The 21,163-nt window shown below is 63.9% G+C and carries 19 protein-coding genes; 12 read left to right on the top strand and 7 right to left on the bottom strand.

What is annotated here, in order from left to right; genetic code table 11:
- Genes aceB through ACSSVG_RS14615 form a run of 3 tightly spaced genes read left to right on the top strand, consistent with a single transcriptional unit; the run spans position 1 to position 3,690 of the window.
- Entirely contained in the window at positions 1–1,599 is a 1,599-nt protein-coding gene (gene aceB, locus ACSSVG_RS14625) for a malate synthase A (protein ID WP_492415334.1), read from the top strand.
- Position 1,600: 1 nt separating this feature from the next.
- Positions 1,601–2,863, top strand: a complete 1,263-nt coding sequence (locus ACSSVG_RS14620; protein ID WP_492415333.1) for a DUF6986 family protein — start codon at positions 1,601–1,603, stop codon at positions 2,861–2,863.
- 14 nt (positions 2,864–2,877) lie between these two features.
- On the top strand, positions 2,878–3,690 hold the full coding sequence (locus ACSSVG_RS14615) for a bifunctional allantoicase/(S)-ureidoglycine aminohydrolase (RefSeq protein ID WP_159705765.1): 813 nt from the start codon (positions 2,878–2,880) through the stop codon (positions 3,688–3,690).
- Positions 3,691–3,773: 83 nt separating this feature from the next.
- Here ACSSVG_RS14615 and ACSSVG_RS14610 read toward each other — a convergent pair whose 3' ends face one another.
- From ACSSVG_RS14610 to ACSSVG_RS14590, 5 genes are all read right to left on the bottom strand, one after another.
- Positions 3,774–4,067, bottom strand: coding sequence for a hypothetical protein (locus ACSSVG_RS14610; protein WP_231341601.1), 294 nt, complete (start codon positions 4,065–4,067; stop codon positions 3,774–3,776).
- An 83-nt stretch (positions 4,068–4,150) separates the two neighbouring features.
- A complete protein-coding gene (locus ACSSVG_RS14605) occupies positions 4,151–4,465 on the bottom strand; it encodes an MmcQ/YjbR family DNA-binding protein (RefSeq protein WP_492415332.1) in 315 nt (104 codons plus the stop codon).
- A 63-nt stretch (positions 4,466–4,528) separates the two neighbouring features.
- On the bottom strand, positions 4,529–5,437 hold the full coding sequence (locus ACSSVG_RS14600) for a carbohydrate ABC transporter permease (RefSeq protein ID WP_231341599.1): 909 nt from the start codon (positions 5,435–5,437) through the stop codon (positions 4,529–4,531).
- Positions 5,438–5,447: 10 nt separating this feature from the next.
- Positions 5,448–6,446, bottom strand: coding sequence for a carbohydrate ABC transporter permease (locus ACSSVG_RS14595; RefSeq protein ID WP_492415331.1), 999 nt, complete (start codon positions 6,444–6,446; stop codon positions 5,448–5,450).
- Complete coding sequence (locus ACSSVG_RS14590) at positions 6,446–7,783, bottom strand: sugar ABC transporter substrate-binding protein (RefSeq protein WP_492415330.1); 1,338 nt, start codon at positions 7,781–7,783, stop codon at positions 6,446–6,448. Before ACSSVG_RS14590 ends, ACSSVG_RS14595 begins: the two co-directional genes overlap by 1 nt.
- A 258-nt stretch (positions 7,784–8,041) precedes the next feature.
- On the opposite strand from ACSSVG_RS14590, the gene ACSSVG_RS14585 reads away from it, so the two are divergent.
- Positions 8,042–9,067, top strand: coding sequence for a Gfo/Idh/MocA family protein (locus tag ACSSVG_RS14585; RefSeq protein WP_253464338.1), 1,026 nt, complete (start codon positions 8,042–8,044; stop codon positions 9,065–9,067).
- Here ACSSVG_RS14585 and ACSSVG_RS14580 read toward each other — a convergent pair.
- Positions 9,064–10,563, bottom strand: a complete 1,500-nt coding sequence (locus ACSSVG_RS14580) for a sulfatase family protein (protein WP_492415329.1) — start codon at positions 10,561–10,563, stop codon at positions 9,064–9,066. The two genes, ACSSVG_RS14585 and ACSSVG_RS14580, sit on opposite strands and share 4 nt — an antisense overlap.
- Before the next feature lie 142 nt (positions 10,564–10,705).
- Between ACSSVG_RS14580 and ACSSVG_RS14575 the strand changes: the two genes are divergently transcribed.
- The gene (locus ACSSVG_RS14575; protein ID WP_253464346.1) at positions 10,706–11,890 is read left to right on the top strand and encodes a GntR family transcriptional regulator; all 1,185 of its coding nucleotides are present in this window, start codon (positions 10,706–10,708) and stop codon (positions 11,888–11,890) included.
- A gap of 72 nt (positions 11,891–11,962) precedes the next feature.
- On the opposite strand, the gene ACSSVG_RS14570 is transcribed toward ACSSVG_RS14575, so the two are convergent.
- Positions 11,963–14,335, bottom strand: coding sequence for a polysaccharide lyase 8 family protein (locus ACSSVG_RS14570; RefSeq protein ID WP_492415328.1), 2,373 nt, complete (start codon positions 14,333–14,335; stop codon positions 11,963–11,965).
- A gap of 175 nt (positions 14,336–14,510) precedes the next feature.
- Between ACSSVG_RS14570 and ACSSVG_RS14565 the strand changes: the two genes are divergently transcribed.
- From ACSSVG_RS14565 to ACSSVG_RS14535, 7 genes are all read left to right on the top strand, one after another.
- Entirely contained in the window at positions 14,511–15,098 is a 588-nt protein-coding gene (locus tag ACSSVG_RS14565; RefSeq protein WP_231341592.1) for a DinB family protein, read from the top strand.
- Between the two features lie 83 nt (positions 15,099–15,181).
- Positions 15,182–16,168, top strand: coding sequence for a phosphodiester glycosidase family protein (locus tag ACSSVG_RS14560; RefSeq protein ID WP_492415327.1), 987 nt, complete (start codon positions 15,182–15,184; stop codon positions 16,166–16,168).
- A complete protein-coding gene (locus tag ACSSVG_RS14555; RefSeq protein ID WP_492415326.1) occupies positions 16,165–17,328 on the top strand; it encodes a GtrA family protein in 1,164 nt (387 codons plus the stop codon). Before ACSSVG_RS14560 ends, ACSSVG_RS14555 begins: the two co-directional genes overlap by 4 nt.
- The gene (locus ACSSVG_RS14550; RefSeq protein WP_231341589.1) at positions 17,328–18,017 is read left to right on the top strand and encodes a DUF4956 domain-containing protein; all 690 of its coding nucleotides are present in this window, start codon (positions 17,328–17,330) and stop codon (positions 18,015–18,017) included. The genes ACSSVG_RS14555 and ACSSVG_RS14550 overlap by 1 nt, the downstream gene beginning before the upstream one ends.
- 23 nt (positions 18,018–18,040) lie before the next feature.
- Positions 18,041–18,802 carry a polyphosphate polymerase domain-containing protein gene (locus ACSSVG_RS14545; protein ID WP_492419211.1) on the top strand — a complete coding sequence of 254 codons (762 nt, stop codon included), beginning with the start codon at positions 18,041–18,043 and terminating at the stop codon, positions 18,800–18,802.
- Positions 18,803–18,832: 30 nt separating this feature from the next.
- A complete protein-coding gene (locus ACSSVG_RS14540; RefSeq protein WP_492415325.1) occupies positions 18,833–20,416 on the top strand; it encodes a carbohydrate-binding domain-containing protein in 1,584 nt (527 codons plus the stop codon).
- A gap of 203 nt (positions 20,417–20,619) precedes the next feature.
- A complete protein-coding gene (locus ACSSVG_RS14535) occupies positions 20,620–21,120 on the top strand; it encodes a sensor histidine kinase (protein ID WP_253464356.1) in 501 nt (166 codons plus the stop codon).
- The last annotated feature ends 43 nt before the right edge of the window (positions 21,121–21,163 follow it).

Below are 21,163 nucleotides of genomic sequence, written 5' to 3'. Positions count from 1 at the left end.
ATGGCTATCACAGTCACTGATCCCCGGCCGATCGATCGCGCCGAGGAAATCCTCACCCCCAAGGCACTGGCCTTCATCGAGGAACTGCACAAGCGCTTCGCCGGCACCCGCAACGAGCTGCTCGAGGCACGCGGCGTCAAGCGCCAGAAGGTTGCCGACACCAGCCGCCTGGACTTCCTCCCCGAGACCCAGGACATCCGCGACGGCGACTGGAAAGTCGCCGAGGCACCGGCAGCTTTGCAGGACCGCCGCGTCGAAATGACCGGCCCTGCCACCCCGGCCAAAATGGCGATCAACGCGCTGAACTCCGGCGCCAAGGTGTGGCTCGCGGACCTCGAAGACGCCAGCACGCCCACGTGGCCGAACGTCATCGACGCCATCCTCAACCTCCGCGACGCCGCCCAGGGCACCCTGAACTACACCTCGCCCGAGGGCAAGGAATACCGCCTCCGCACCGACGCTCCCCTGGCTGTCGTCGTGGCCCGCCCGCGTGGCTGGCACATGGAAGAACGCCACCTGCTGATCGACGGCGAACCCACCGTAGGTGCACTGGTGGACTTCGGCCTGCACTTCTTCCACATCGCCAAGCAGCTCCTCCTCAACGGTCACGGCCCGTACTACTACCTGCCCAAGATGGAGAGCCACCTCGAGGCACGCCTCTGGAACGACGTCTTCGTCTTCGCCCAGGACTTCCTCGGCATCCCGCAGGGCAGCGTCCGCGCCACCGTGCTCATCGAGACCATCCCGGCAGCGTTCGAGATGGACGAGATCCTCTACGAACTGCGCGACCACGCATCGGGCCTGAACGCCGGCCGCTGGGACTACCTCTTCAGCATCATCAAGTACTTCCGTGATGCCGGCGAAGAGTTCGTCCTCCCGGACCGCGCCACCGTGGCCATGACGGCACCGTTCATGCGCGCCTACACCGAACTCCTGGTCAAGACCTGCCACCACCGCGGCGCCTTCGCCATGGGTGGCATGGCCGCCGTCATCCCCAACCGCAAGCAGCCCGACGTCACCGCCGCAGCCTTCGACAAGGTCCGCGCCGACAAGACCCGCGAAGCGAACGATGGCTTCGACGGCTCCTGGGTGGCACACCCGGACCTGGTTTCCACCTGCCGCGAAGTCTTCGACTCCGTCCTCGGCGACCGTCCCAACCAGCTGGACAAGCAGCGCCCCGAGGTGAGCGTCACCGCTGAGCAGCTCATCGACGTCGCCTCCGCCGAAGGCCACGTCACCGAGGCAGGCCTGCGCCTGAACCTGTACGTCGCCGTCGCCTACACCGGCGTCTGGATCTCCGGCAGCGGCGCAGTTGCCATCCACAACCTCATGGAAGACGCCGCAACTGCTGAGATCTCCCGCTCGCAGGTCTGGCAGCAAATCCGCAACAAGTCCGTCCTCGCGGACACGGGCAACACCGTGACCCGCGAACTCGTCACCCGCATCCTCGGAGAAGAAACCGAGCGCCTGCGCATCGAATTCGGCGACGAGAACTTCAAGGCCTACTACGAGCCCGCATCCAAGCTGATCGAGGACATCTGTTTGTCCGACGACTACACGGACTTCCTCACCACTCCCGCGTACGAGCTGGTGGGCTGAGATGGGCTCATTCTCTTCCTCTGATCTGGCCCACATCGAGTCGCAGCTTGAGGCGACGGACCAGCTGCTGGACCGCAACTACCCCGGTGACGACGGCTCACGCCAGCCCATCCACACCGTCTACATCCCGGCCGACCGCTTCACGCCTTCGCTTGTGGCAGAGTGGGGCGCCCAGGCACTCGCGACGGCGGACGCTCACGGCGGCCTGGAGAAGCTGGGACGGTTGCTGGGCCAGGAGTCTCACCTGGCTGCCGCTGTCGCAGAGCGTGTGGCGGCGAAGCTTTCTGCTGAGCCGATCGAAGACCTCCGTCTGGACTTCGAAGACGGCTACGGCGACCGCGGCGACGAGGCAGAAGACGCCGACGCCGTTGCTGCCGCCAACGCTGTTGCTGCTGCCGTTGCGGCCGGGACAGCTCCGCCGTTCATCGGCATCCGCTTCAAGTGCTTCGAAGCCCCCACCCGGGCCCGCGGCCTGAAGACCCTGGACCTGTTCGTCTCCACGTTGGCCGCCGCCGGCGAACTCCCGGACGGGCTGATCCTCACCCTTCCCAAGGTCACCACGGTGGCCCAGGTCCAGGCCATGGACTTCGCGGTATCCCGGCTGGAGGAAGTCCACGGGCTTCCCGCTGGCCGGCTTCGCTTCGAGGTGCAGGTGGAAACTCCGCAGCTCATCATCGGCGCGGACGGAACCTCCCCTGTAGCCCAGCTCCCCCACGTCGTTCCGGGCCGTATCAGTGCCCTGCACTATGGGACGTACGATTACAGCGCCTCGCTGGGGATCTCCGCCGAATACCAGTCCATGGAGCACCCGGTGGCCGACTTCGCCAAGGAAGTCATGCAGCTCGCCGTCGCCGGAACGGGCATCCGCCTGTCCGACGGTTCCACCAACATCATCCCCGTCGGCGACGGCGTTGAGGATGCTTGGAAGCTGCACGGCCGCCTGGTCCGACGTTCCCTGGAAAACGGCTACTACCAGGGCTGGGATCTCCACGCCGCCCAGCTCCCCAGCCGCTTCTCGGCGTCGTACGCTTTCTACCGCGAAGGCCTGCCCGCAGCGGCCCTGCGCCTCCGCAATTACGTGGAGCGCACCGAAGGCGGCGTCATGGACGAGCCCGCCACGGCCCGCGCCCTCGCCGGCTTCGTCCTCCGCGGCGTCCAGTGCGGCGCAGTGGGGACCGACGAGGTCATGGCGCTTGCCGGCGTCGAACTTTCACAGCTGACCGCACTGGCGCACCCGCGGCTCGCACAACCAACTTCGCACTGATAGGAGCATCTCGCATGGGCAAGTACTACTACCCGCAGGGCGGCCTGCCGCCGCAGACCCAGCTGACCACCGAGCGGGCCATCGTCACCGAGGCTTACACGGTGATCCCCAAGGGCGTCATGACGGACATCGTCACCAGCAACCTTCCGGGCTTCTCCAACACGCGCTCGTGGATCATCGCGCGGCCGATCTCCGGCTTCGCCACCACGTTCTCCCAGCTGATCGTGGAGATCGCACCGGGCGGCGGGGCTCCGAAGGCCGAGTTCGAGGCCGGCGTTGAAGGCGTCATCTTCGTTACCAAGGGCCAGGTCAACCTGACCCTCGACGGCGAACTGCACCACCTCGAAGAGGGCGGCTACGCCTACCTTGCTGCAGGTTCGGAATGGGGCCTGGAGAACGTCTCCGACGACATCGTTTCCTTCCACTGGATCCGCAAGGCCTACGAGCGCCTGGAAGGTTTCGAGGCCAAGTCCTTCGTGACCAACGAGAAGGACGTGGAACCCACCTCCATGCCGGATACGGACGACGTCTGGAAGACCACGCGCTTCACGGACTCCAGCGACCTCGCCCACGACATGCAGGTCAACATCGTCACTTTCCAGCCCGGCGGCGTGATCCCCTTCCCGGAAACCCACGTCATGGAGCACGGCCTGTACGTCCTGGAAGGCAAGGCCATGTACTTGCTCAACAACGACTGGGTTGAGGTGGAGGCCGGCGACTTCATGTGGCTGCGCGCGTTCTGCCCGCAGGCTTGCTACGCCGGCGGTCCGGGCGAGTTCCGTTACCTGCTGTACAAGGACATGAACCGCCAGGTGAAGCTCACCTAGTCCGTTCCTCGCTTGCGCCGAGATCGCCGGAAAGCTGCCAGTTCGTCTGGAGTTTTCCGGCGATTTCGCGTTTGTCAGCGAACTCAGCGGCGGCGGCCCATGGCGAGCCCGGCCCAGAACGCGAGAAGAAGCAGGCCAATGCCCGCGATGCCCAGTCCGAGCTGCGTTTCCTTGCTGATGAATGAGCCGTTGTCTCCCACGAACACCTCATTGCTCAGCGGCGCATAGGCAAACCAGCCGACGTTCGTCTCCAGGTTGCTCCACGCGAGCACCACGCCCACGATGACCGCGATCAGCCCCAGCAACGGCACGACGACGGCAGAGACTCTGCGGCCAGGCTTCGGTGTGCTGTGTTCCCCAAGTTTGTGTTCCCCCATGCGGCCGAGTCTAGCCCGCGCGCCCGCCCAACTGAGTCGCAGTTAAGGCCGTTTTGAGGGCTCAGAACGGCCTTAACTGCGACTCAGTTGGGTTTGCCGGGGCCGCCGGCGATTCTGTAGGACTCCTGCAGCAGTTCGTCGAGCTCTTCGACGTCGATGTTCTCCAGCCGGATCAGCAGCAACTTCGGAGATCGATCGTGGTGCGGCGTCCAGAAGAAGGTATCCGGATTCATGGCTGCGAGCGCTTCGCGTTCATCGGTTTTCACTGTGCCCACCCCTTCTTCCCAGATGCGTGCCATGAGGCTCTTGGCGAACCATGCGGGCTGCCCCCAGCTTGGACGCTCACTCACACCGGGCATGCCCAGGCAGATGCGCCTGACATCGTCTTCTGTGGCCATGGTTCACTGTGGCACTTGCGCTCCGCCAAGGACAAGAGCCCGCGGTAGCACCGCCGTCGGGCGCTACTTGCCCATCCCGAGTGTCAGTCCCTCCGTCAGACGCCGGCCCAGCCATACGTAGATGATGAGCATCGGCAGGACCACGATCACCAGCCCGGCGAACAGTCCGCCCCAGTCAGCTCCCGAATACGTTTGTTGCTGCACGAAGGAAATCAGGGCGACGGGCAGCGTGTACTTCTCGGTGGATTGCAGGAGGGTCAGGGCCAGGAGGGTTTCGTTCCAGTGCGAGATGACCTGAAGGATAAAGGCGGTCAGGATGCCTCCCTTCGCCAAGGGCAACGTGATGCGCCAGAACGTGCCGAATGCCGTGGTGCCGTCCAGTGCCGCTGCCTCTTCCATTTCCAAGGGGAGGGATCGGAAGAATGCGGTCAGCAGGAAGACCGTGAAGGGCATGGAGACGCCGATGTACACGAGGTTCAGCCCGATGATGCTGTCCGTTAGATAGACCTTGTTCAGCATCACGAACAGCGGAATCAGGATGACCTGCGCGGGAATACCCAGACCCAGGATGAAATACAGGCTCAGGCCACGGGTCAGCCTGTTGTCCACGCGGCTCAGGTAGTACGCGCAGGGTGCGGCAATGGCTACGGTCAGGACCGAGGACACCACCGTGGTCAGCAGGCTGTTCCAGGTAGCCACCGCGAAGTCTCCCACGGTCCAGGCGCGGACGAAGTTGCCGAAGTCCAGGGACGATGGCACGCCCCAGGGGTCATCAAGAATGGCACGGGTATCCCGGAATGCCTGGGCAACCATCCACACCAGGGCTGCGATGCTGATCGCGACAACCAGCCACAGCAGCGCAACCCCGATCCCCCGGACGACGCTGCGCTCACCACGCAGTGCCGGGCTGACGCCGCGCCTTCCGCGTCTGCGTGGGGCGGTGATGGATCCCTGCAGTTTGTATTCGCTCATGACATTTCCTTTAGAACTCGACGGCGTCGCGACGCATGGCGCGGCGCAGCAGGACAACCAGGACGGAGATCAGGGCCAGGGACAACACAGCGGACGCTGTCGCGGCCCCATAGGCGGGCGTTGACTGTCCGGAGAAGGCATTGACGTAGGTGTACACGGCAGCGGTCCAGCTCTGCGTTGGCGGCACGCCGGCCCCTGAGCTGCCACCGAAGACCCAGACGATCTCGAAGATTTTCACCGACGAGATGGTCCACAACACGGCGCAGGTCCCGAAAACATCCCACGTCAGCGGCAGGATCACGTACCGCAGGCGCTGGAAGGCAGACGCTCCGGCCAAGGCACAGTCTTCGTAGTAGTAGGGCGGAATACGGTCGACGCCGGCCATCAGGATGGTGGTGAAGTAACCAGTGGTGGTGCAAACAAGCGTGACCATGATGAGCGGGAAAATGTTGTCCTGAGCCAGCCACTTGGGCGGGTCGGTCACTCCGAGGGGCGCCAGGAGGCTGTTGACCATTCCTCCGGGGTTGAAGATGAAGCCGGCGAGGACACCGAATACCAGCGCATTGATGAGGTGCGGGAAGAAGATGACGTTGCGGGCAATCTTCTTCCCGGCCATATCCCTGAGCACCAGCGTCAACGCGAATGCCAGGACGAAGATCGCGGTCCCCACCACGAAGAGCAGAAGCAGGGTATTGCCGAATGAGGAAAGGAAGAGTTGGTCCCGGAAGATCCTGCCGTAGTTGTCCAGCCCAACGAACTTCATGGGGCCCGAGCCCGCCCATTTGTGCAGGCTGATCCAGACGGCCCCCAGTGCCGGAACGATGAAGAGGACCGTGTACAGAACGAAAGCCGGACCGACGAACGGAATCAGCAGCTTCTTGCGCTGCACATCAATGGAGCTCCCTCCGGGACGGCTGCCGCGCCGCGGCTTACGGGGCGCCGGCTTCCGGGACTCCGGACTTTGGGCGGGCGCACCGCCTGTCCTTGGCTCCGTCAGGTGCAGGGTCATCAGCTGTTGTCCTTCCAGTACTGGATCTGGGCGGCCTTCATTTTCGAGATGAAGTCATCGGCGGAGGTCTTCCCGAGGAACAGCTCGTCATCCTTGGGGAAGAAGACCTTCTCCATGAAGCCGGGGAAAGTCACACCGTCGTTTTGCAGGTGCGTCGCCGGAGCCGCGTCAATGGCGGCTTTGACGCTTGCGACGGCGGGGTCCACGGGAGCGTCCGACCTCACCGGAAGCACTTTGGCTTCCGTTCCGAGGGCGTTCTGGTACTTGGCGCCCAGCATGAATGCTGCGAGGCGCTGTGCGGGGACCTGATTCTTGGACTTTGCCGGTACTGCGAAGCCGATGAAGTCCACACGGGCGCTGGCCGGCTTGTCGTCGATGGCCGGGAACTGGAAGGAAGAGTATTCGAATCCCGGGGCGGCGTAAGAACCGGTTTCGGTAGGCGTCCAGGAGCCGTTGAGGATCAGGGCCGCGTCGCCGTTTGCCCAAAGTTGCTGCTGCGCCGGGAACTTGCTCGCGTTGTAGCCACTGTTGAGGTACCCGCCGTTGACGAGGGTTTCAACCTTCCGGGCTGCTTCGAGCACTGAGGGGTCGTCCCAGCCTTCACCGGACTTGTCCTCAACAAGTGCCTTGAAACTGCCTGCACCCTTGAGCCGGAGCAGCGCCGTCACGAACCAGGTGGAGTTGTAGCCCGCAACGTCGCCGTCCGCCGCGATGGGAGCCGTTCCTCCAGCCTTCAGCTTGTCCAGGACCGCAATGAATTCATCCCAGGTAGCCGGCGGCTTGGCTTTGAGCTCCGGGTGCTTTGCGGCATCAAACCAGATGCCATCCGAGCTGACGCTGTAGGGAACCATCCACGGCTGTCCGGCTTCTCCCTTGAACACGCCATTGCTGGTGAACTTCTCCGGGATCACCGAACTGACCGTTTTGCCGTCCACCTCGTAGGAGTAGACCGACGTGAGCGGGCTCGCCTGGCCGGTTTCGCCAATCACGGGCGCTAGCTTTGCGAACGTTCCGTCCACCAGGTCCGGGACGTTGTTGGTGTTCAGCGCAGGGACGAGCTTCTCGGTGTTGCTGCGGCCCTGCCACTGGACACTGACTGTGGCTCCGGTTTCCTTTTCGAAATCGGCGATGGCGGCGGCGATGACCTTCTGCTGGGGCTCACCGTCTTTCCACATGGACCAGTAGTTGATGGTTTGGCCCGAAATGGAGCCGGAGATGTCCACGGCCTCGGCCGCGGTGGAGGCATCTGTGGCTCCACCGCATGCTGTGGTGGACAGGGCGAGTGCTGCACCCAACAGGGCGGCCAGCGGGCGAAGATGACGGGCTGTTTTGCCCATGGGAATCACCTTTCAAGTGAGGGGGAACCGGCCGGATGCGGTTCAGTGAGACGACTCTCACAGTCAGTGAAAGCAGGATTCAATGAGTACTTTTGAATGAGTCGGCACCGGTTACGGATCCCGGCGCGAACTGACCGAACCGGGGCCTGCAGTTCACTCCGATTAGGCATTTATTCCTCCTTTGGCGCTCCCCAACAATCAAGGTGATCAGCGCGGGCAGGCAGTGTCCGCGCTTCGGCTCCGAGCTAAAGAGGGAAATTGATACGACTGGGAATCATTGGCGCCGGTGCCGTGGCACACTTCCACGCCGAATCCGCTGGACGGATCAGCAACGTCCAACTGGCTGCAGTCTGCGACCTTCAAAGGGAACCGGCGGAAAGAGTTGCATCACCGTGGGGCGCCCAGGTCTATACCGACTATGTGGCGATGTTCGGCGAGGCTGGACTGGACGCAGTGATCATCAATACCCCGCATGCGCTGCATTTGGACATGGTGCTGGCCGCAGCCGAACACGGATTGCACGTCCTGGTGGAAAAACCCATGGCCACCACCGTGACCGACTGCGATCGCATGATCCAGGCCTGCCGCGACGCCGGAGTGTCCTTGGTCATCGGACAGATCCAGCATTTCCTGCCGGAGAAGCTGGCGGCCGAGGACGTGCTGGCCGGGGGCGAACTGGGCCAGGTCCGGATGATCCGCGACTACAGGACCACCGACTACCGCCCCGGCACCCGTCCGGAATGGTTCTTCAGCGAGGCCATGGCCGGCGGCGGGGCGCTGATGAACATCGGCGGCCATTGCCTTGACCGTTCCATCTGGTTCGGTGGGGCACCTGTCGAATCCCTCAATGCCTCCACTCTCAAACGCTTCGGTGTTCCGGTGGAAACGGACGGCGCCATCTCCCTGACGCTCCGCAATGGTGTCCATGTCAACGTCGTGGTTGTTTCCGACGCCACCCAGCGAATGGATGAGGTCCTCATCGTGTGCGAGCACGGCACAATTTCCTGCAGCCCGCACAGCGGAACGTTGGTCCGCAGCAACGGCACCACCCGCACCGTGTGGGAACCGCGGCCGCAGGATATCCAGGAGGGCTTCTTCCTGCAGTTGCAAGACTTCATCAGAGTGCTCGACGGCGGAACACCGAAAGTCAGCGTCGAACACGCCCGCCACATCGTGGAGGTGGTCCTGGCGTCCTACGCGGCCGCCGAGTCCGGTACCCCCTTGGTCATCAATGAGTCCGGCGACGCCACGAATGCCAAGAGGATCCTGAGCGAAGTTCCCTAGCCGGTGCTGCCGGCTGCGGCCGTGCCGTCCCAGTTAGGTGGCGTAAAGGCCCCCAAGGGATCCTCCAGCACGGACGCAGTCTGGCCTGCCCCGGCCACCGGAAGCCAGCTTCCATCCAGCCCGGGGCCCGCATGGCGCTGGAACCACTCCTGGAGTTGGGCCCTCATCCCGGCCACACGCCCGGCGTGCGCCGGTTCATCCACAAGGTTTTCCCGTTCATCCGGATCAGCCGCAAGGTCGTACAGTTCGTGGGGGCCATGCGGGTACCGGTGCACATACTTCCACTCCGCACTGCGGATCATCCGGACCGGGCCGTATTCGTCAAAGACCACGACGGCGCGGTCCCCGGCAGCGGCGGGCCGCCCGCCGCCGTCGGGGTTCTCATCGCGCCCAGCCACTGCAGGGTCCGTCAGCCCGCGCAACAGCTCCGCGAAAGACTGCCCGGGACCGCGTTCGAAAGGCCGGACGTCCAGTCCCGCGAGTTCCAGAACCGTGGCCGCTACGTCGTAGGCGGACAGCAGCTCCGGGAGGACAACTCCTTCCTGGATCCGCCCCGGAAGCGCGAAGATCGCGGGGACTTTAACGGAGGAGTCGTAGACGTTCTGCGGGAAGGTCCCGTTGCCCTTTCCCCAGATGCCATGGTGGCCGCAGTTGAAGCCGTTGTCGCTACTGAAGATGACAAGGGTGTTGTCCAGGACGCCCAGTCCTTCCAACCGGCGCAGGACCTCTCCGATCCCGGCGTCCATGGCGCTCACCGCCGCGAAGTAGCCCACCAAGGCGGTGCGGACGTCCGGCTCGCCGCCGATCGGTACCCCATCCACGGTGGGCGTCCACGGGTGGAGGGGTTCCTGGGGACAGCTGGTGAACCGGCAGTCGCTGTAGAGCTCCTCGAATTCGGGCGGGTGCTGGTCCTTCCAGGGTTTGTGGGGTGCGGTGTAGTTGAGGGCGAGGAAGAAGGGCCCGGGCTCCCTCGAGGCTTCGTCAAGGAAGTCCAGTGCGTCGCGGGTAATCGCGTCCGTCAAGTATTCGGTGACGGACTCCCGGTGGCTGGTGCCGCCGTCGAACCTGTACATCACTGACCGGTCATAAGGGCTGCCGCCACCCTCCAAAGCGAACCAGTGGCTGAAGCCTTTCCTCGGCATATCGTTGGCGCCCAGGTGCCATTTTCCGGAGAGCCCCAAGGTGTAGCCGGCGTCCGCCAGGGCATCCGTGAAAAGGGGCTGCCCCCGCAGGTAATCGACTGCTTCGGGACCCGTTTCGACGCCCGCCAAATAATCGTGGACGCCGTGGCGTGAAGGGATATCACCGGTCATGAGGCTGGCGCGGGCCGGAGAACAGACAGGCGAAACGCAGAAGAAGTTCTCCAAACGCGTCCCGCGGGCGGCGAGGGCATCCAGGTTGGGAGTGTGGATCTCGGAGTTTCCGGCGCAACCCAGCGCCCAGGCACCTTGGTCGTCGCTGAGGATGAAGATGATGTTCGGCTTTTCGTTGGACACCCTATATTGCTACGCAGCCTCGAGGCGAGGAATCAATGAGCATTCCCCAGTACCTTGCAGATCGCCAAAATTAGTATCTAAATACTCCCTAAACAGTGGGGCAAGATGGGAGGAATCGTCCGTTCACAGGTGGAGTTTGATCATGCCAAGGAAGAACCTCGAGCCCGTCCAGGCTGAACCCGCCTCCGCGACCGTCCGCGACACGGCAAAGCAGAACCTGAAGTTCCAGAACCTCAGCGACAACCTGCGGCGTGGCATCCTGGCAGGGACGTGGGCTGTCGGAACCAAGTTGCCCACCGAGCAGCAACTGTCACTGGACACCGGGCTGTCGCTGACTACTGTGCGCCGGGCGTTCGAGGACCTGGTGGACAAAGGGCTGGTGGTCCGGCGGCAGGGTGCCGGAAGTTTCGTCGCCGCACCGCAGCGCTCGCAAAAGCGTTCCCGATACGTGATTGGTGTCCTCCTGCCGGACACCCAGCTTTACTACCCGCAGGTGCTGCAAGGCATCGAGGAACACCTGTCCTCCCGCGGCGCGAGCCTGCAGCTTTCCACCTACCACTACGACTTCACCCGGGAGAACGCCAGCATCGACTTCCTCCTGGACGCCGGCGTAGATGGGCTCATCCTGGTGCCTACGCTGACCGGCCTGGACAATCCCCAACAGCGGGTGGCCGAGCTCATGGCCCTGCCGGTCCCGGTGGTATTGCTGGAGCGGAGCCTGGACGATTTGGGGCCGGGAGACCGGACCGAACACGTCTGCTCGGATCACCAGGGCGGAGCGTACGACGCCGTGATGCACCTCCATCGCTTGGGTCACCGAAAGATTGGGCTGCTCACGCGGGCGAACGAGGCCGCGCGCAGCAGCAACCCAACCCAGGCCGCGGTGATCGCAGGGTATGCGGCCGCCGTCGAAGCGTTGGGACTGGACACAACCGGGCACTACGACATGGCGTTCAGCGCCACCAAGCCGGAATGGGAGGCGGATCAGGCCGAGCACATGTTCCGGCTTCTTGCAGGCAGCGGTGCAACGGCGGCTTTGGTGTTCGGCGACCGGGAAGCTGCCCTGTTGGAAGGAGCCGCGGGGAGGCACGGGATCCGCGTACCGGAGGACCTTGCGTTGGTTTCCTATGACGATGAAATGGCTGATCTCGCGCAGATTCCCCTCACTGCGGTGTCCCCTGCCAAGCATCGGCTCGGCGTGATGGCGGCCGATGTCCTGTTGCGCCGGTTGACCGAGGGCGACGCTTGCCCGCTGTACCAGATCCGTTTGCGGCCAAGGATCGTGGTTCGTGATTCCTGCGGGGCCAAGCTCGTTAGTCATCTCTAGTTCGTTGCGGGGCCTGCTCTGCATCCTTTTCAGGGCCAAATAGCTCGCAGAACAGGCCCCGCAACAAGGTTTCTAGCGGCGGAGCTTCACTACCCGTGCCTGCCCGCTGAGCCCGGTGGTGTCCAGCGTCAGGGTCGTCTTGCCCGCAGTGTCCGTCCCCAGCGTGCCCGCGCCTTCCAGCACGCTTGACCACGTGCCTTCCGGCAGGGTGAGCGTGAGGCTGGCCGCCTTTTGCGTTGGCTCGCTGACAGCCAGGCTCAGGACGTTGCCGTGCCGGGAAAACACCACGCATGCCGGGCCGGAGGCGCCAAGGTCGCCTGCCGTTCCGGGCTTCCAGAACGTCGCTGCAGTGGTCTTCTCGGCTGTGAATTCCACCGACTGTGCCGTGGCGTCGTTGCGGATCACCACGTGCTTGTTCCCTTTCGCCAGCTTGCCGCACTCCTTCGCCGACGCCCCCGGGGCCACCAGGTAGGCGTAGCTCTTTGGTGCAGCACCCGCACCGTGATCGACGTAGATGGTTGCGTAATTCCGCTGCTGCACGGTGGTGCTGCCGTTGATGTTCACTCCCGACCAGCTTCCGGAACGGCCTTCCCGGAGCACGGTCAGCTGCGAGGAATCGAGCACGGCATAGCCGCCGAAACCTTCCAGGTGGACCCAGCGATCGTCACTCAGCACAGCAGCGTTGCCCGGCGTTGCCGCAATGGTGCCCGACGCCGTCGTGAGTGCATTGTTGCCTTGGTGGAGGTTGCGGTGGTCAACGATGCTTTCCACCCTGGCTCCGGAACCGGTGGTGATATCGGCGCCGAGGCAGACGGCGACGTCGCCGCTGACGAACCAGGACTTCCGGGCCGACAGGCCTGTGCGGCCGGGACCCACCAGGTGCTGTCCGACGGCGGCCACCTCACCAAGTGCGGCGGAACCGGTCCACTCATTGGCCGGGACGGCAGCACCCCATTCACCTTCCACCTTGTCCGGCAACGGGGTGGTGTCCACAGTGGTGCCGGGAAGGCGGTTGTAGTTGGCGGTGGCCCAGAAGGCGTCGTCGTACTGGCCCAGGTCCGCGGTGTGGAAGAAGGTCATGCCGGAACCGGTGTGATACCCGCGGTTGTTCTCCCCGTTGCCGCATTCGTACCAGGCGATGCGGTTACTGGCCATGGACAACGACAAAGCCCAGCCGGTCCCCCGGTGGATGGTGCGGTCCATGGCCGGGAAGAGCCGGTGTCCCGGGGATTCAGGCACAGGCGCGACGCCGGCCGCCAGCAGCTCTTTGACCAGGGCCGTCCGGGGCACGCTCGCCCCGGTCAGGATGGGGCGATAAGTGTTGCGCGTGATCCAGCCGGCGCAGAGCCCCCGCCACCTGCTTGCCGTCGCGCCGTCCATGGCACGGGCCAGGAGCAGGATGGCTTCGATGCTGGTCGCGGCAAGGTCGTATCCCGTGTTCGCTTCGCGGCTGATACTCCTGCCACGAACGGAATCGGCCATGGCTCCGTTGATGATGAGCGGCGCGAACGATCCCTCGACGGCGTCGAAGAAGATGCTGCGCGATGGGTCGGAGACCTCGAAGCCAGTGCCGCCAAGCAGTGCGAAGAGTTTGGACAGTCCGTTCAGCAGCACTACACCGTAGGAGCCCGTGTAAGGCGTAGTGCTGTGCTGGATGAAGGAGCCGTCCCGGAAGATTCCATCGCCGCTGGTGACGTACTGCCACACCTGGCTAAGGCCGGCGATGGCGTGCTGGAGCTTGGGCGTGTCCTCCCCGGCCAAGGACCGGATGATGATTCCCTGGCACAGGTCCACGCGGTTCGCTCCCACTGAGGTGATCTTGCCGCGCTTGGGCGGGAACTGCAGCCACGGGTCGGGGACAAAGTGGTCGATCGCGGCGGAGTAGGCCTGGATCTCCGCGGCGGAGAGCTCGGCGTGAAGCAGCACCATGGTGTCGGCCAAGGCCCGGGGCACACCGATCTCCCACGACCACCAGTTGCCAACTTCTTCCTTGGCGTCGTTGTAGCAGAGCGTATTGGCGTCAGCGAGTCCCACTTTGATGTCTGCCAGCACCGAGGCATCCCCAAACACCGCCGCGGTGGGTGTCGCCCAAGCCGTGGCGAGTTGGGAGAGGCGGGTGTACGTGGTGACCATTTCCGCGTCCTTGGCGAAGGACAGATCCGTGAAGACCGACGTCCGGCCGGGCGAACGGTTGAGCTTCGCCAAGGAGTCAGCTGCTTTGCTGTTCAGGGCCGTGATCGCTTTGGCGAAGTCCGGATCGCCGGCCTGGATGACATTTCGCCCGGTAATCTGGTCCACCCAGCGGGTTCGCAGCGCTGCGAATTGCGCGGCATCCGGTGCTGTTTCGGCCCATGCATTCCGGGCAAACATCGAGCTGACCACTGCTGCCAAAGACAGGGCACCGGCGCCCTGGAGAAGGGTCCTGCGAGGGAATTGAAGTGACAAGGAGTTGCTCCTAACACTCGTGGATGGGCATGGTCCGGCGTCTTTTGGCCGGTGCCCTCCACTGGCTTGCGTTGTAGTCAACGCGAGGTGGAAGGGAGGAATAAAGCAGTACCTTGCCCGCGCATCTGAACGTCGGGTCCCATTTCTGTCGGACCCCTTGGGTAGAGTGCTCCCCATGGATGACAAAGCGATGTTGCTCGGTTATTTGCGGCTCCGCAGGGCGGACCTGCTCGGAAAACTGGACGGCCTTGGCGAGTATGACGCCCGCAGGCCCATGACGCCCACGGGCACCAACCTGCTGGGCCTTGTGAAGCATGTGGCCAGCGTGGAGTTGGACTATTTCGGGGTGACCTTCGGGCGGCCAAGCGGCAGGGACATGCCCTGGCTGGCCGATGACGCCGAACCGGATTCCGATATGTGGGTACCCGTCACCGAGACGCGTGAGCAAATCCTGGAGCTGCACCATTTCTCGGCCAAGCACAGCGATGAGACCATCGAGTCCCTCCCCCTGGATGCGCCAGGTGTGGTGCCGTGGTGGTCGGAAGAGAAGAAGGACGTGACGCTCCACCAAATCCTGGTTCACATGTGCGTCGAGACAGCCCGCCATGCAGGACATGCAGACATCATCCGCGAGCTCATCGACGGCGGCATTGGGCAAAGGCCGGGGGATCCGAACATCCCGGGCCGTAACTCCGAAGAATGGGCAGCCCATCGCTACCGTATCGAGGAAGCAGCCCGGGAGGCTGACCGCCGCCACTACTGAACTTCCCGCCGCCCTGAACCTTTCACAGCCCACGCTTATGTTGGGCAAACCTCCGGCGTAGCCTTGCTCCGTACAAATGAGGAATGACTCCTCCACAGACTGAAAACCGTAAGGGCGGCCGGACCCGGCGCGTCGTCGTCTCCGCCGTCCTGGCGGTCACTCTCTCTGCCGGGGGTGCCGCAGCCTGGGCCCTCGACCGTTTTGTTATTCCGCACGCACAGATCACCAACGTCTCCGAATACGAAGCCAGCCAGGCCGGCACTACGACAAACAGCTCGACCGATGAGACGTCCCCTGACGCGTCCGCGAGCGCCGTTGTCACGGATACCTCCTACACCTCCGGCGATACGGGCGTCACCGTTTCCACGGTGACCACCGGCAGCGGCGACGACACCGTCACTTACTACGTTGCCGACGTCGTGCTTGATGACGCCACCACGCTGAAGTCGGCGTTCGCTGAGGATACCTACGGCGAAAACATCACGGAGAACACCTCTGCGATCGCCGAAGACCACAACGCTGTCTTCGCCATCAACGGCGACTACTACGGCTTCCGGGACACGGGCATCGTGATCCGCAACGGCGTGGTGTATCGGGACGAAGGTGCCCGACAGGGGCTCGCGTTCTACAAGGACGGCACCGTCAAGGTGTACGACGAAACCACCACCACTGCCGAGCAACTCATAGCCGACGGGGTCTGGAACACGCTCTCCTTCGGGCCGTCGCTGCTGGACAACGGCGAGATCTCTTCTGGCATCGAGGACGTGGAGGTGGATACCAACTTCGGCAACCACTCCATCCAGGGCGAGCAGCCACGCACCGCCGTGGGCGTCATCGACGACAACCACCTGGTGTTCGTGGTGGTCGATGGCCGCAGCCCGGGCTACTCCGCCGGTGTCACCATGACCGGCCTCGCACAGATCATGAAGGACCTGGGCGCCACCACCGCGTACAACATCGACGGCGGCGGCTCCTCCACCATGTACTTCAACGGCTCGCTGGTGAACAACCCGCTCGGTGAGAACAAAGAGCGCGGCACCTCCGACATCCTCTACATCGCCCAGTCATGATCATCCTGATACCGGCCTACGAACCGGACCACCAGCTCATCAACCTCGTCCAAAAGCTCCAGGAAGCGGACCCGTGGCTGACCATCGTGGTGGTGGACGATGGCTCCGGACAGGACTTCCAGGACACGTTCGACGCCGCCGCCCGGCTGGGGTGCCATGTGCTCAGTTACGCCGTGAACGGCGGCAAGGGCCATGCGCTCAAGAGCGGTTTCGCTTTCATCGCGGAGCGCTTCCCGGGCCACGACGTTGTATGTGCCGACAGCGACGGACAACACGGGGTGGCCGATATCCTGGCCGTTGCCGACCGTGTCCGCCACGTCACGGCATCGATGGTCCTTGGCTGCCGGAACTTCAGCGGTGATGTGCCGGCCCGCAGCAAGTTTGGCAACACAGTGACCCGGGGGCTGTTCAGGCTCGCGACGGGTCAACGGATCACAGATACGCAAACCGGGCTCCGGGGCTACCGGGCTGACATGCTCCCGTGGCTTGTCTCGGTCCGCGGCCAGCGGTACGAGTACGAACTCAATCTGCTGCTCGAGGCTCAACAGGCCGGCTACGGCATCGACAGCGTGGAAATAGCCACGGTCTATCTGGACCACAACTCGGGATCGCACTTCAGGCCTGTGGCTGACTCGATCAGGATCTATGCGCCGTTGCTGAAGTTCCTCGGCTCGTCGCTGTCTGCGTTCGCGGTGGACCTGGCAATGTTCGTCATCCTCAGTGCCTTCACGGATTCGCTCCTGGTGGCGGTGGTGGGAGCCCGACTGGTCAGTGCCTCGGTGAATTTCATGGTCAACCGCCGGGTGGTGTTTGAGCACGGCAAGGACACCTCGCTCCGCGCCGCGGCTACGGGCTATGTGGCCTTGGTGATTGTCCTGCTGGCCGCCAACTACACCGCCATCTGGGCCCTCACCTCCATCTCGGTTCCGGACCTGCCCGCCAAGATCCTCACGGAGGCCGCGCTGCTGGGTGTCAGTTATGCCGTGCAGCAGCGCTTCCTGTTCGTCCGCAAGTCCCGCGCCTCCGTAACGGCACCGGCTGTTCAGCCGGAACCAGCCGCCCCTGAAACACATATCCCAGCCTTGGTCCCGGCACAGTTTCAGCACAGCATGACCGGGAAAAGTGGAAACCAATCCCCCAAGAGATTCCGGAGTAACTGATGAACACCATCATCCTCATCGCGGCAGACCTGGCCGCCATCACTATTTTGACGCTCGCCCTCTACCTCCGCCGGCACAGGCGTCGTGACCTGGTAGTTTCCTACCTCGGCATGAACGTCGGCGTCCTGGCAGTGGCAACGGCGTTGTCGGGTTCGGCCGCAGGGGTTGGCTTGGGACTTGGCTTGTTCGGTGTTCTCTCCATCATCCGGCTCCGTTCCACGGAACTCGCCCAGCACGAGGTGGCCTACTACTTCTCGGCCTTGGCACTGGGCTTGATCGCCGGCATCGGGGTGGAGCCGCTCTGGCTGACCCTGGCCCTCATGGCGCTGGTCCTCTTGGTGATGTTCGTCGGCGATAACCCACGGGTCCTCCCTGCCTACCGCCACCAGACCGTGGTCCTGGACCGTGCCATCAACAACGAACCAGAGCTTTACGCCCGGCTGGAGGAAGTCCTCAACGGTACGGTCCACTCGGCCACCATCCAGGAGCTGGACATGGTCAACGACAAGACGATCGTGGACGTCCGGTACGCTGTCCGCGCGCAGCAGCAGCCGCGACACGCAGAGCTTGGCTTCAACCAGCCCGCAGGCGCACTCTCCCCTGCACCCCAGGAACTGCCGGCACAGTCCACGCAGGAGCAGGCAACGCACGCCCAGCCGTCCGTGCCCACCTCGGCAGGTGTAGCGTGAGCCGCGTCGACGCCCAACCGATCATGCCGCAGCTGGGCGACCTGCCCGCCGTCGGACTTGAAGAACTCACCACGGAAGCCGCGCTGCTGACCCGGGTCGACCGAAAGTATCTGGTTCCGTCGGCGACTGCCCGCAAGATCCTCAGCACGTTCAGCACTGAAGCCCGCGTCCTGGAAATGGACGGGAAGCGGACCTTCGACTACGACTCCGTGTACTTCGACACCCCCGGGTTGGACAGCTACATGCTGGCCGCCCATGGACGCCGCCGGCGGTTCAAGATCCGAACGCGGACCTATGTGGACAGCGCCGTCAGCTTCCTGGAGGTCAAGACCGAAGGCGCCAGGGAGGCAACGGTCAAGGAACGGATCCCCTATGAGTTGTCCGACCGGGACCGGTTGACCGAGGAAGGCCTGGCCTACGTCAATGAAACCTTGGCAGCCACGATTGGCAATGTCAGGTTCGGACCGCTGGAGCCAGTCCTGTCCACGCGATACGACCGCACCACCTTGTTCCTTCCCGAATCAGGAAGCCGCGCGACCATCGATACCGACGTCACCTGGCAAAGCCCCGACGGCCACCCATGGATGTTGGACGACGCCGTAGTGGTGGAGACGAAGTCCGGCTCCGCCCCTGGCCCTTTGGACCGGCACTTGTGGGCACACGGCGTCCGGCCGTGCCGCATCTCGAAGTTCGCCACCGGCATGGCTGCACTCCATCCCGAGCTGCCGGCCAACCGCTGGAACCAAACCCTCCGGCGCCGGATGCCCCTGCGCCCCCTCCACTGACTTTCCCTCCACAGACTTAGGAATCCCACTATGCGCTCCTTCCGCACGTCCCTTTCCGTTGCCGCAGTCGCCTTGGCCATATCGTTGGCCGGCTGCTCCACGGCCGCCACCAACTCGACGTCCACCGGCATCACAGGCACGTCCACCACGACAACCACCACCCAGCAGGCAGTCACCGCAGCCACCATCGAGGAGGACACCCACTACGACAGCGACGACCTCACGTGGGACGCCGCAACGGAAGTGGCCATCAGCCTGGCCGACGGCGGCAGCAAAGTGACGTCGTCGTCCTCCACCGGCGTGGCGGTGGAGGGCAACATCGTGACCATCAGCGCGGCCGGAACCTACCGCCTCAGCGGCTCGCTCAGCGACGGCCACATCGTGGTGGCCGCGGGAGAGGAAGATACGGTGCGGATCATTCTGGACGGCGTGGAACTGGGCAACTCCGCAGGTTCGCCTTTTGTGGTGCAGAGCGCGGACGAAGCAATCGTGTACTTGGAAGACGGCAGCACCAACACGTTGACCGATGCCACCACCTACGCCGACCAGGGCGAAGACGCCCCCAACGCGGCGCTCTATTCCACGGCCGACCTGACCATTGCTGGCACAGGATCCCTCACCGTCAACGGGCAGTCCAACGACGGCATCGTTTCCAAGGACGGCTTGGTGCTGGCCGCCGGGAAAGTCACTGTTGACGCCGTGGACGACGGAATCCGCGGCAAGGACTACACGGTCCTGCTTGACGGCGCCTATCAGGTGACCGCGGGCGGGGACGGGGTCAAGGCGGACAACGACACGGACGAAGGCCGCGGTTGGCTGCTGGTGAGCGGTGGTTCCTTGACCGTCAACGCAGGCGACGACGGTGTGAAGGCCTTCAACACCCTGACCGTTTCCGGCGGTACCGTCACCGTGGCCGAATCCGAGGAAGGCTTGGAGGCGCAGCACATTTCCATCACCGGCGGCGACGTCACCGTCACAGCGAACGACGACGGCGTGAACGCCTCGGGCGGTTCGTCCACCAGTACCGATGGCGGCGCCGCGGCTGGTGGCGGCGGTCCCATGGGCGGCGGCGAGATGGCGGCGGGTGACTACACAGTGGACGTGTCCGGTGGAACGCTGACCATCAATTCCGAGGGCGATGGTTTGGACTCCAACGGCAGTGCAACCATTTCGGGCGGAACGGTGGTGGTCAATGGCCCCACCAACGACGGCAACGGCGCCTTGGACGTGAACGGCGAGCTGGTAGTCAGCGGCGGAACCGTGGCCGCAGCAGGCAGCGCGGGCATGGCCGTCACTCCGGGGACCTCGTCCACGCAGTCGGGCGTGCAACTGACCTTCAACTCCTCGGTATCGGCAGGCACTCCGGTGCACATCGTTGATTCCTCCGGTGCCGTAGTCGCCACTTTCGTCACCACCAAGACCATCGCGTCACTGGTGTACTCCTCCTCTGCCATCACCGATGGCGAAACGTACACGGTATATACGGGTGGCAGTGCCGATGCGAAGGCCGGATTGACCACGGGATCCATCGACGGAGCCGAAGACCAGGGCACCGTAACGGCTGGTCAGTACACCCAGGCACAGGGCCCGGGCGGTGGCGGCGGCCGCTGGTAGGTCCGTTGGGCGGGGCGGACCGCGATCAGCGCCGCCGTCGGGCGCTGCTGTGTCCCCCCGCACGAAGGTGGCCGCCCCTGCAAGCCTCCCCCGCAAACTTGATGCGAACTTGAGCCAATCGAAAAGGTTCCTTGATATAGCGGCGCCACGCTGGAATCAGTCGAAGCACCAATACCGAGGGGTTTCGGCAACGAATCTCAAGTATGAAAGACATCGATGTGGGGGACGCAATGGAGCAGTCATCAGCACTAACCGAGGTGGTGTCCATCAAGGGCATCATCCAGGACCAGCACCCCGTGGACTTCTACGCATTGGGCGTCGCAGGATGCATCGACCGGCTCGCTGCACCGCTCCGCCTCAACGGAGTGAAGGTGCAATGGCACACCCCGCATCACGGCATCGAAATCTCATCCTCAGCCGCCGCACTTCTGTATCACGTGGCGCAGGAGACCTTCAGCAACACCCTCAACTACGCCAACGCGAGCGAGCTCACTGTGCGCCTCAACGCCGTCTACCACGGCATCCAGCTCACCATCACGGACGACGGCAGCGGTTTTGAAATCCACGCCGCGCCCAGTGGCCGGCGGCACGGGTTTGGGCTGTTGCTGATGTCCATCGCAGTGCACGACGCCGGCGGGACAGTCGACATCGACTCTGCAGTCGGGCGGGGCACCAGCGTGAGGGTGACACTACCGCTGGATTGAGTCCGATTTGGGACCTGATTTGGGCTCCCAAGCATGGCCCAAC

Source organism: Paenarthrobacter sp. E2MeOHC11 (genome assembly GCF_058744955.1).
The sequence above is the reverse complement of the archived record's forward strand: the minus strand, read 5'-3'. Positions and strand labels throughout refer to the sequence as shown.

What these genes read in the sequence shown, in the direction of transcription:
- aceB (WP_492415334.1), top strand. Translation starts at nt 1, where the DNA reads ATGGCTATCACAGTCACTGATCCCCGGCCGATCGATCGCGCCGAGGAA.
- ACSSVG_RS14620 (WP_492415333.1), top strand. Translation starts at nt 1,601, where the DNA reads ATGGGCTCATTCTCTTCCTCTGATCTGGCCCACATCGAGTCGCAGCTT.
- ACSSVG_RS14615 (WP_159705765.1), top strand. Translation starts at nt 2,878, where the DNA reads ATGGGCAAGTACTACTACCCGCAGGGCGGCCTGCCGCCGCAGACCCAG.
- ACSSVG_RS14610 (WP_231341601.1), bottom strand. Translation starts at nt 4,067, where the DNA reads ATGGGGGAACACAAACTTGGGGAACACAGCACACCGAAGCCTGGCCGC.
- ACSSVG_RS14605 (WP_492415332.1), bottom strand. Translation starts at nt 4,465, where the DNA reads ATGGCCACAGAAGACGATGTCAGGCGCATCTGCCTGGGCATGCCCGGT.
- ACSSVG_RS14600 (WP_231341599.1), bottom strand. Translation starts at nt 5,437, where the DNA reads ATGAGCGAATACAAACTGCAGGGATCCATCACCGCCCCACGCAGACGC.
- ACSSVG_RS14595 (WP_492415331.1), bottom strand. Translation starts at nt 6,446, where the DNA reads ATGACCCTGCACCTGACGGAGCCAAGGACAGGCGGTGCGCCCGCCCAA.
- ACSSVG_RS14590 (WP_492415330.1), bottom strand. Translation starts at nt 7,783, where the DNA reads ATGGGCAAAACAGCCCGTCATCTTCGCCCGCTGGCCGCCCTGTTGGGT.
- ACSSVG_RS14575 (WP_253464346.1), top strand. Translation starts at nt 10,706, where the DNA reads ATGCCAAGGAAGAACCTCGAGCCCGTCCAGGCTGAACCCGCCTCCGCG.
- ACSSVG_RS14565 (WP_231341592.1), top strand. Translation starts at nt 14,511, where the DNA reads ATGGATGACAAAGCGATGTTGCTCGGTTATTTGCGGCTCCGCAGGGCG.
- ACSSVG_RS14560 (WP_492415327.1), top strand. Translation starts at nt 15,182, where the DNA reads ATGACTCCTCCACAGACTGAAAACCGTAAGGGCGGCCGGACCCGGCGC.
- ACSSVG_RS14555 (WP_492415326.1), top strand. Translation starts at nt 16,165, where the DNA reads ATGATCATCCTGATACCGGCCTACGAACCGGACCACCAGCTCATCAAC.
- ACSSVG_RS14550 (WP_231341589.1), top strand. Translation starts at nt 17,328, where the DNA reads ATGAACACCATCATCCTCATCGCGGCAGACCTGGCCGCCATCACTATT.
- ACSSVG_RS14545 (WP_492419211.1), top strand. Translation starts at nt 18,041, where the DNA reads ATGCCGCAGCTGGGCGACCTGCCCGCCGTCGGACTTGAAGAACTCACC.
- ACSSVG_RS14540 (WP_492415325.1), top strand. Translation starts at nt 18,833, where the DNA reads ATGCGCTCCTTCCGCACGTCCCTTTCCGTTGCCGCAGTCGCCTTGGCC.
- ACSSVG_RS14535 (WP_253464356.1), top strand. Translation starts at nt 20,620, where the DNA reads ATGAAAGACATCGATGTGGGGGACGCAATGGAGCAGTCATCAGCACTA.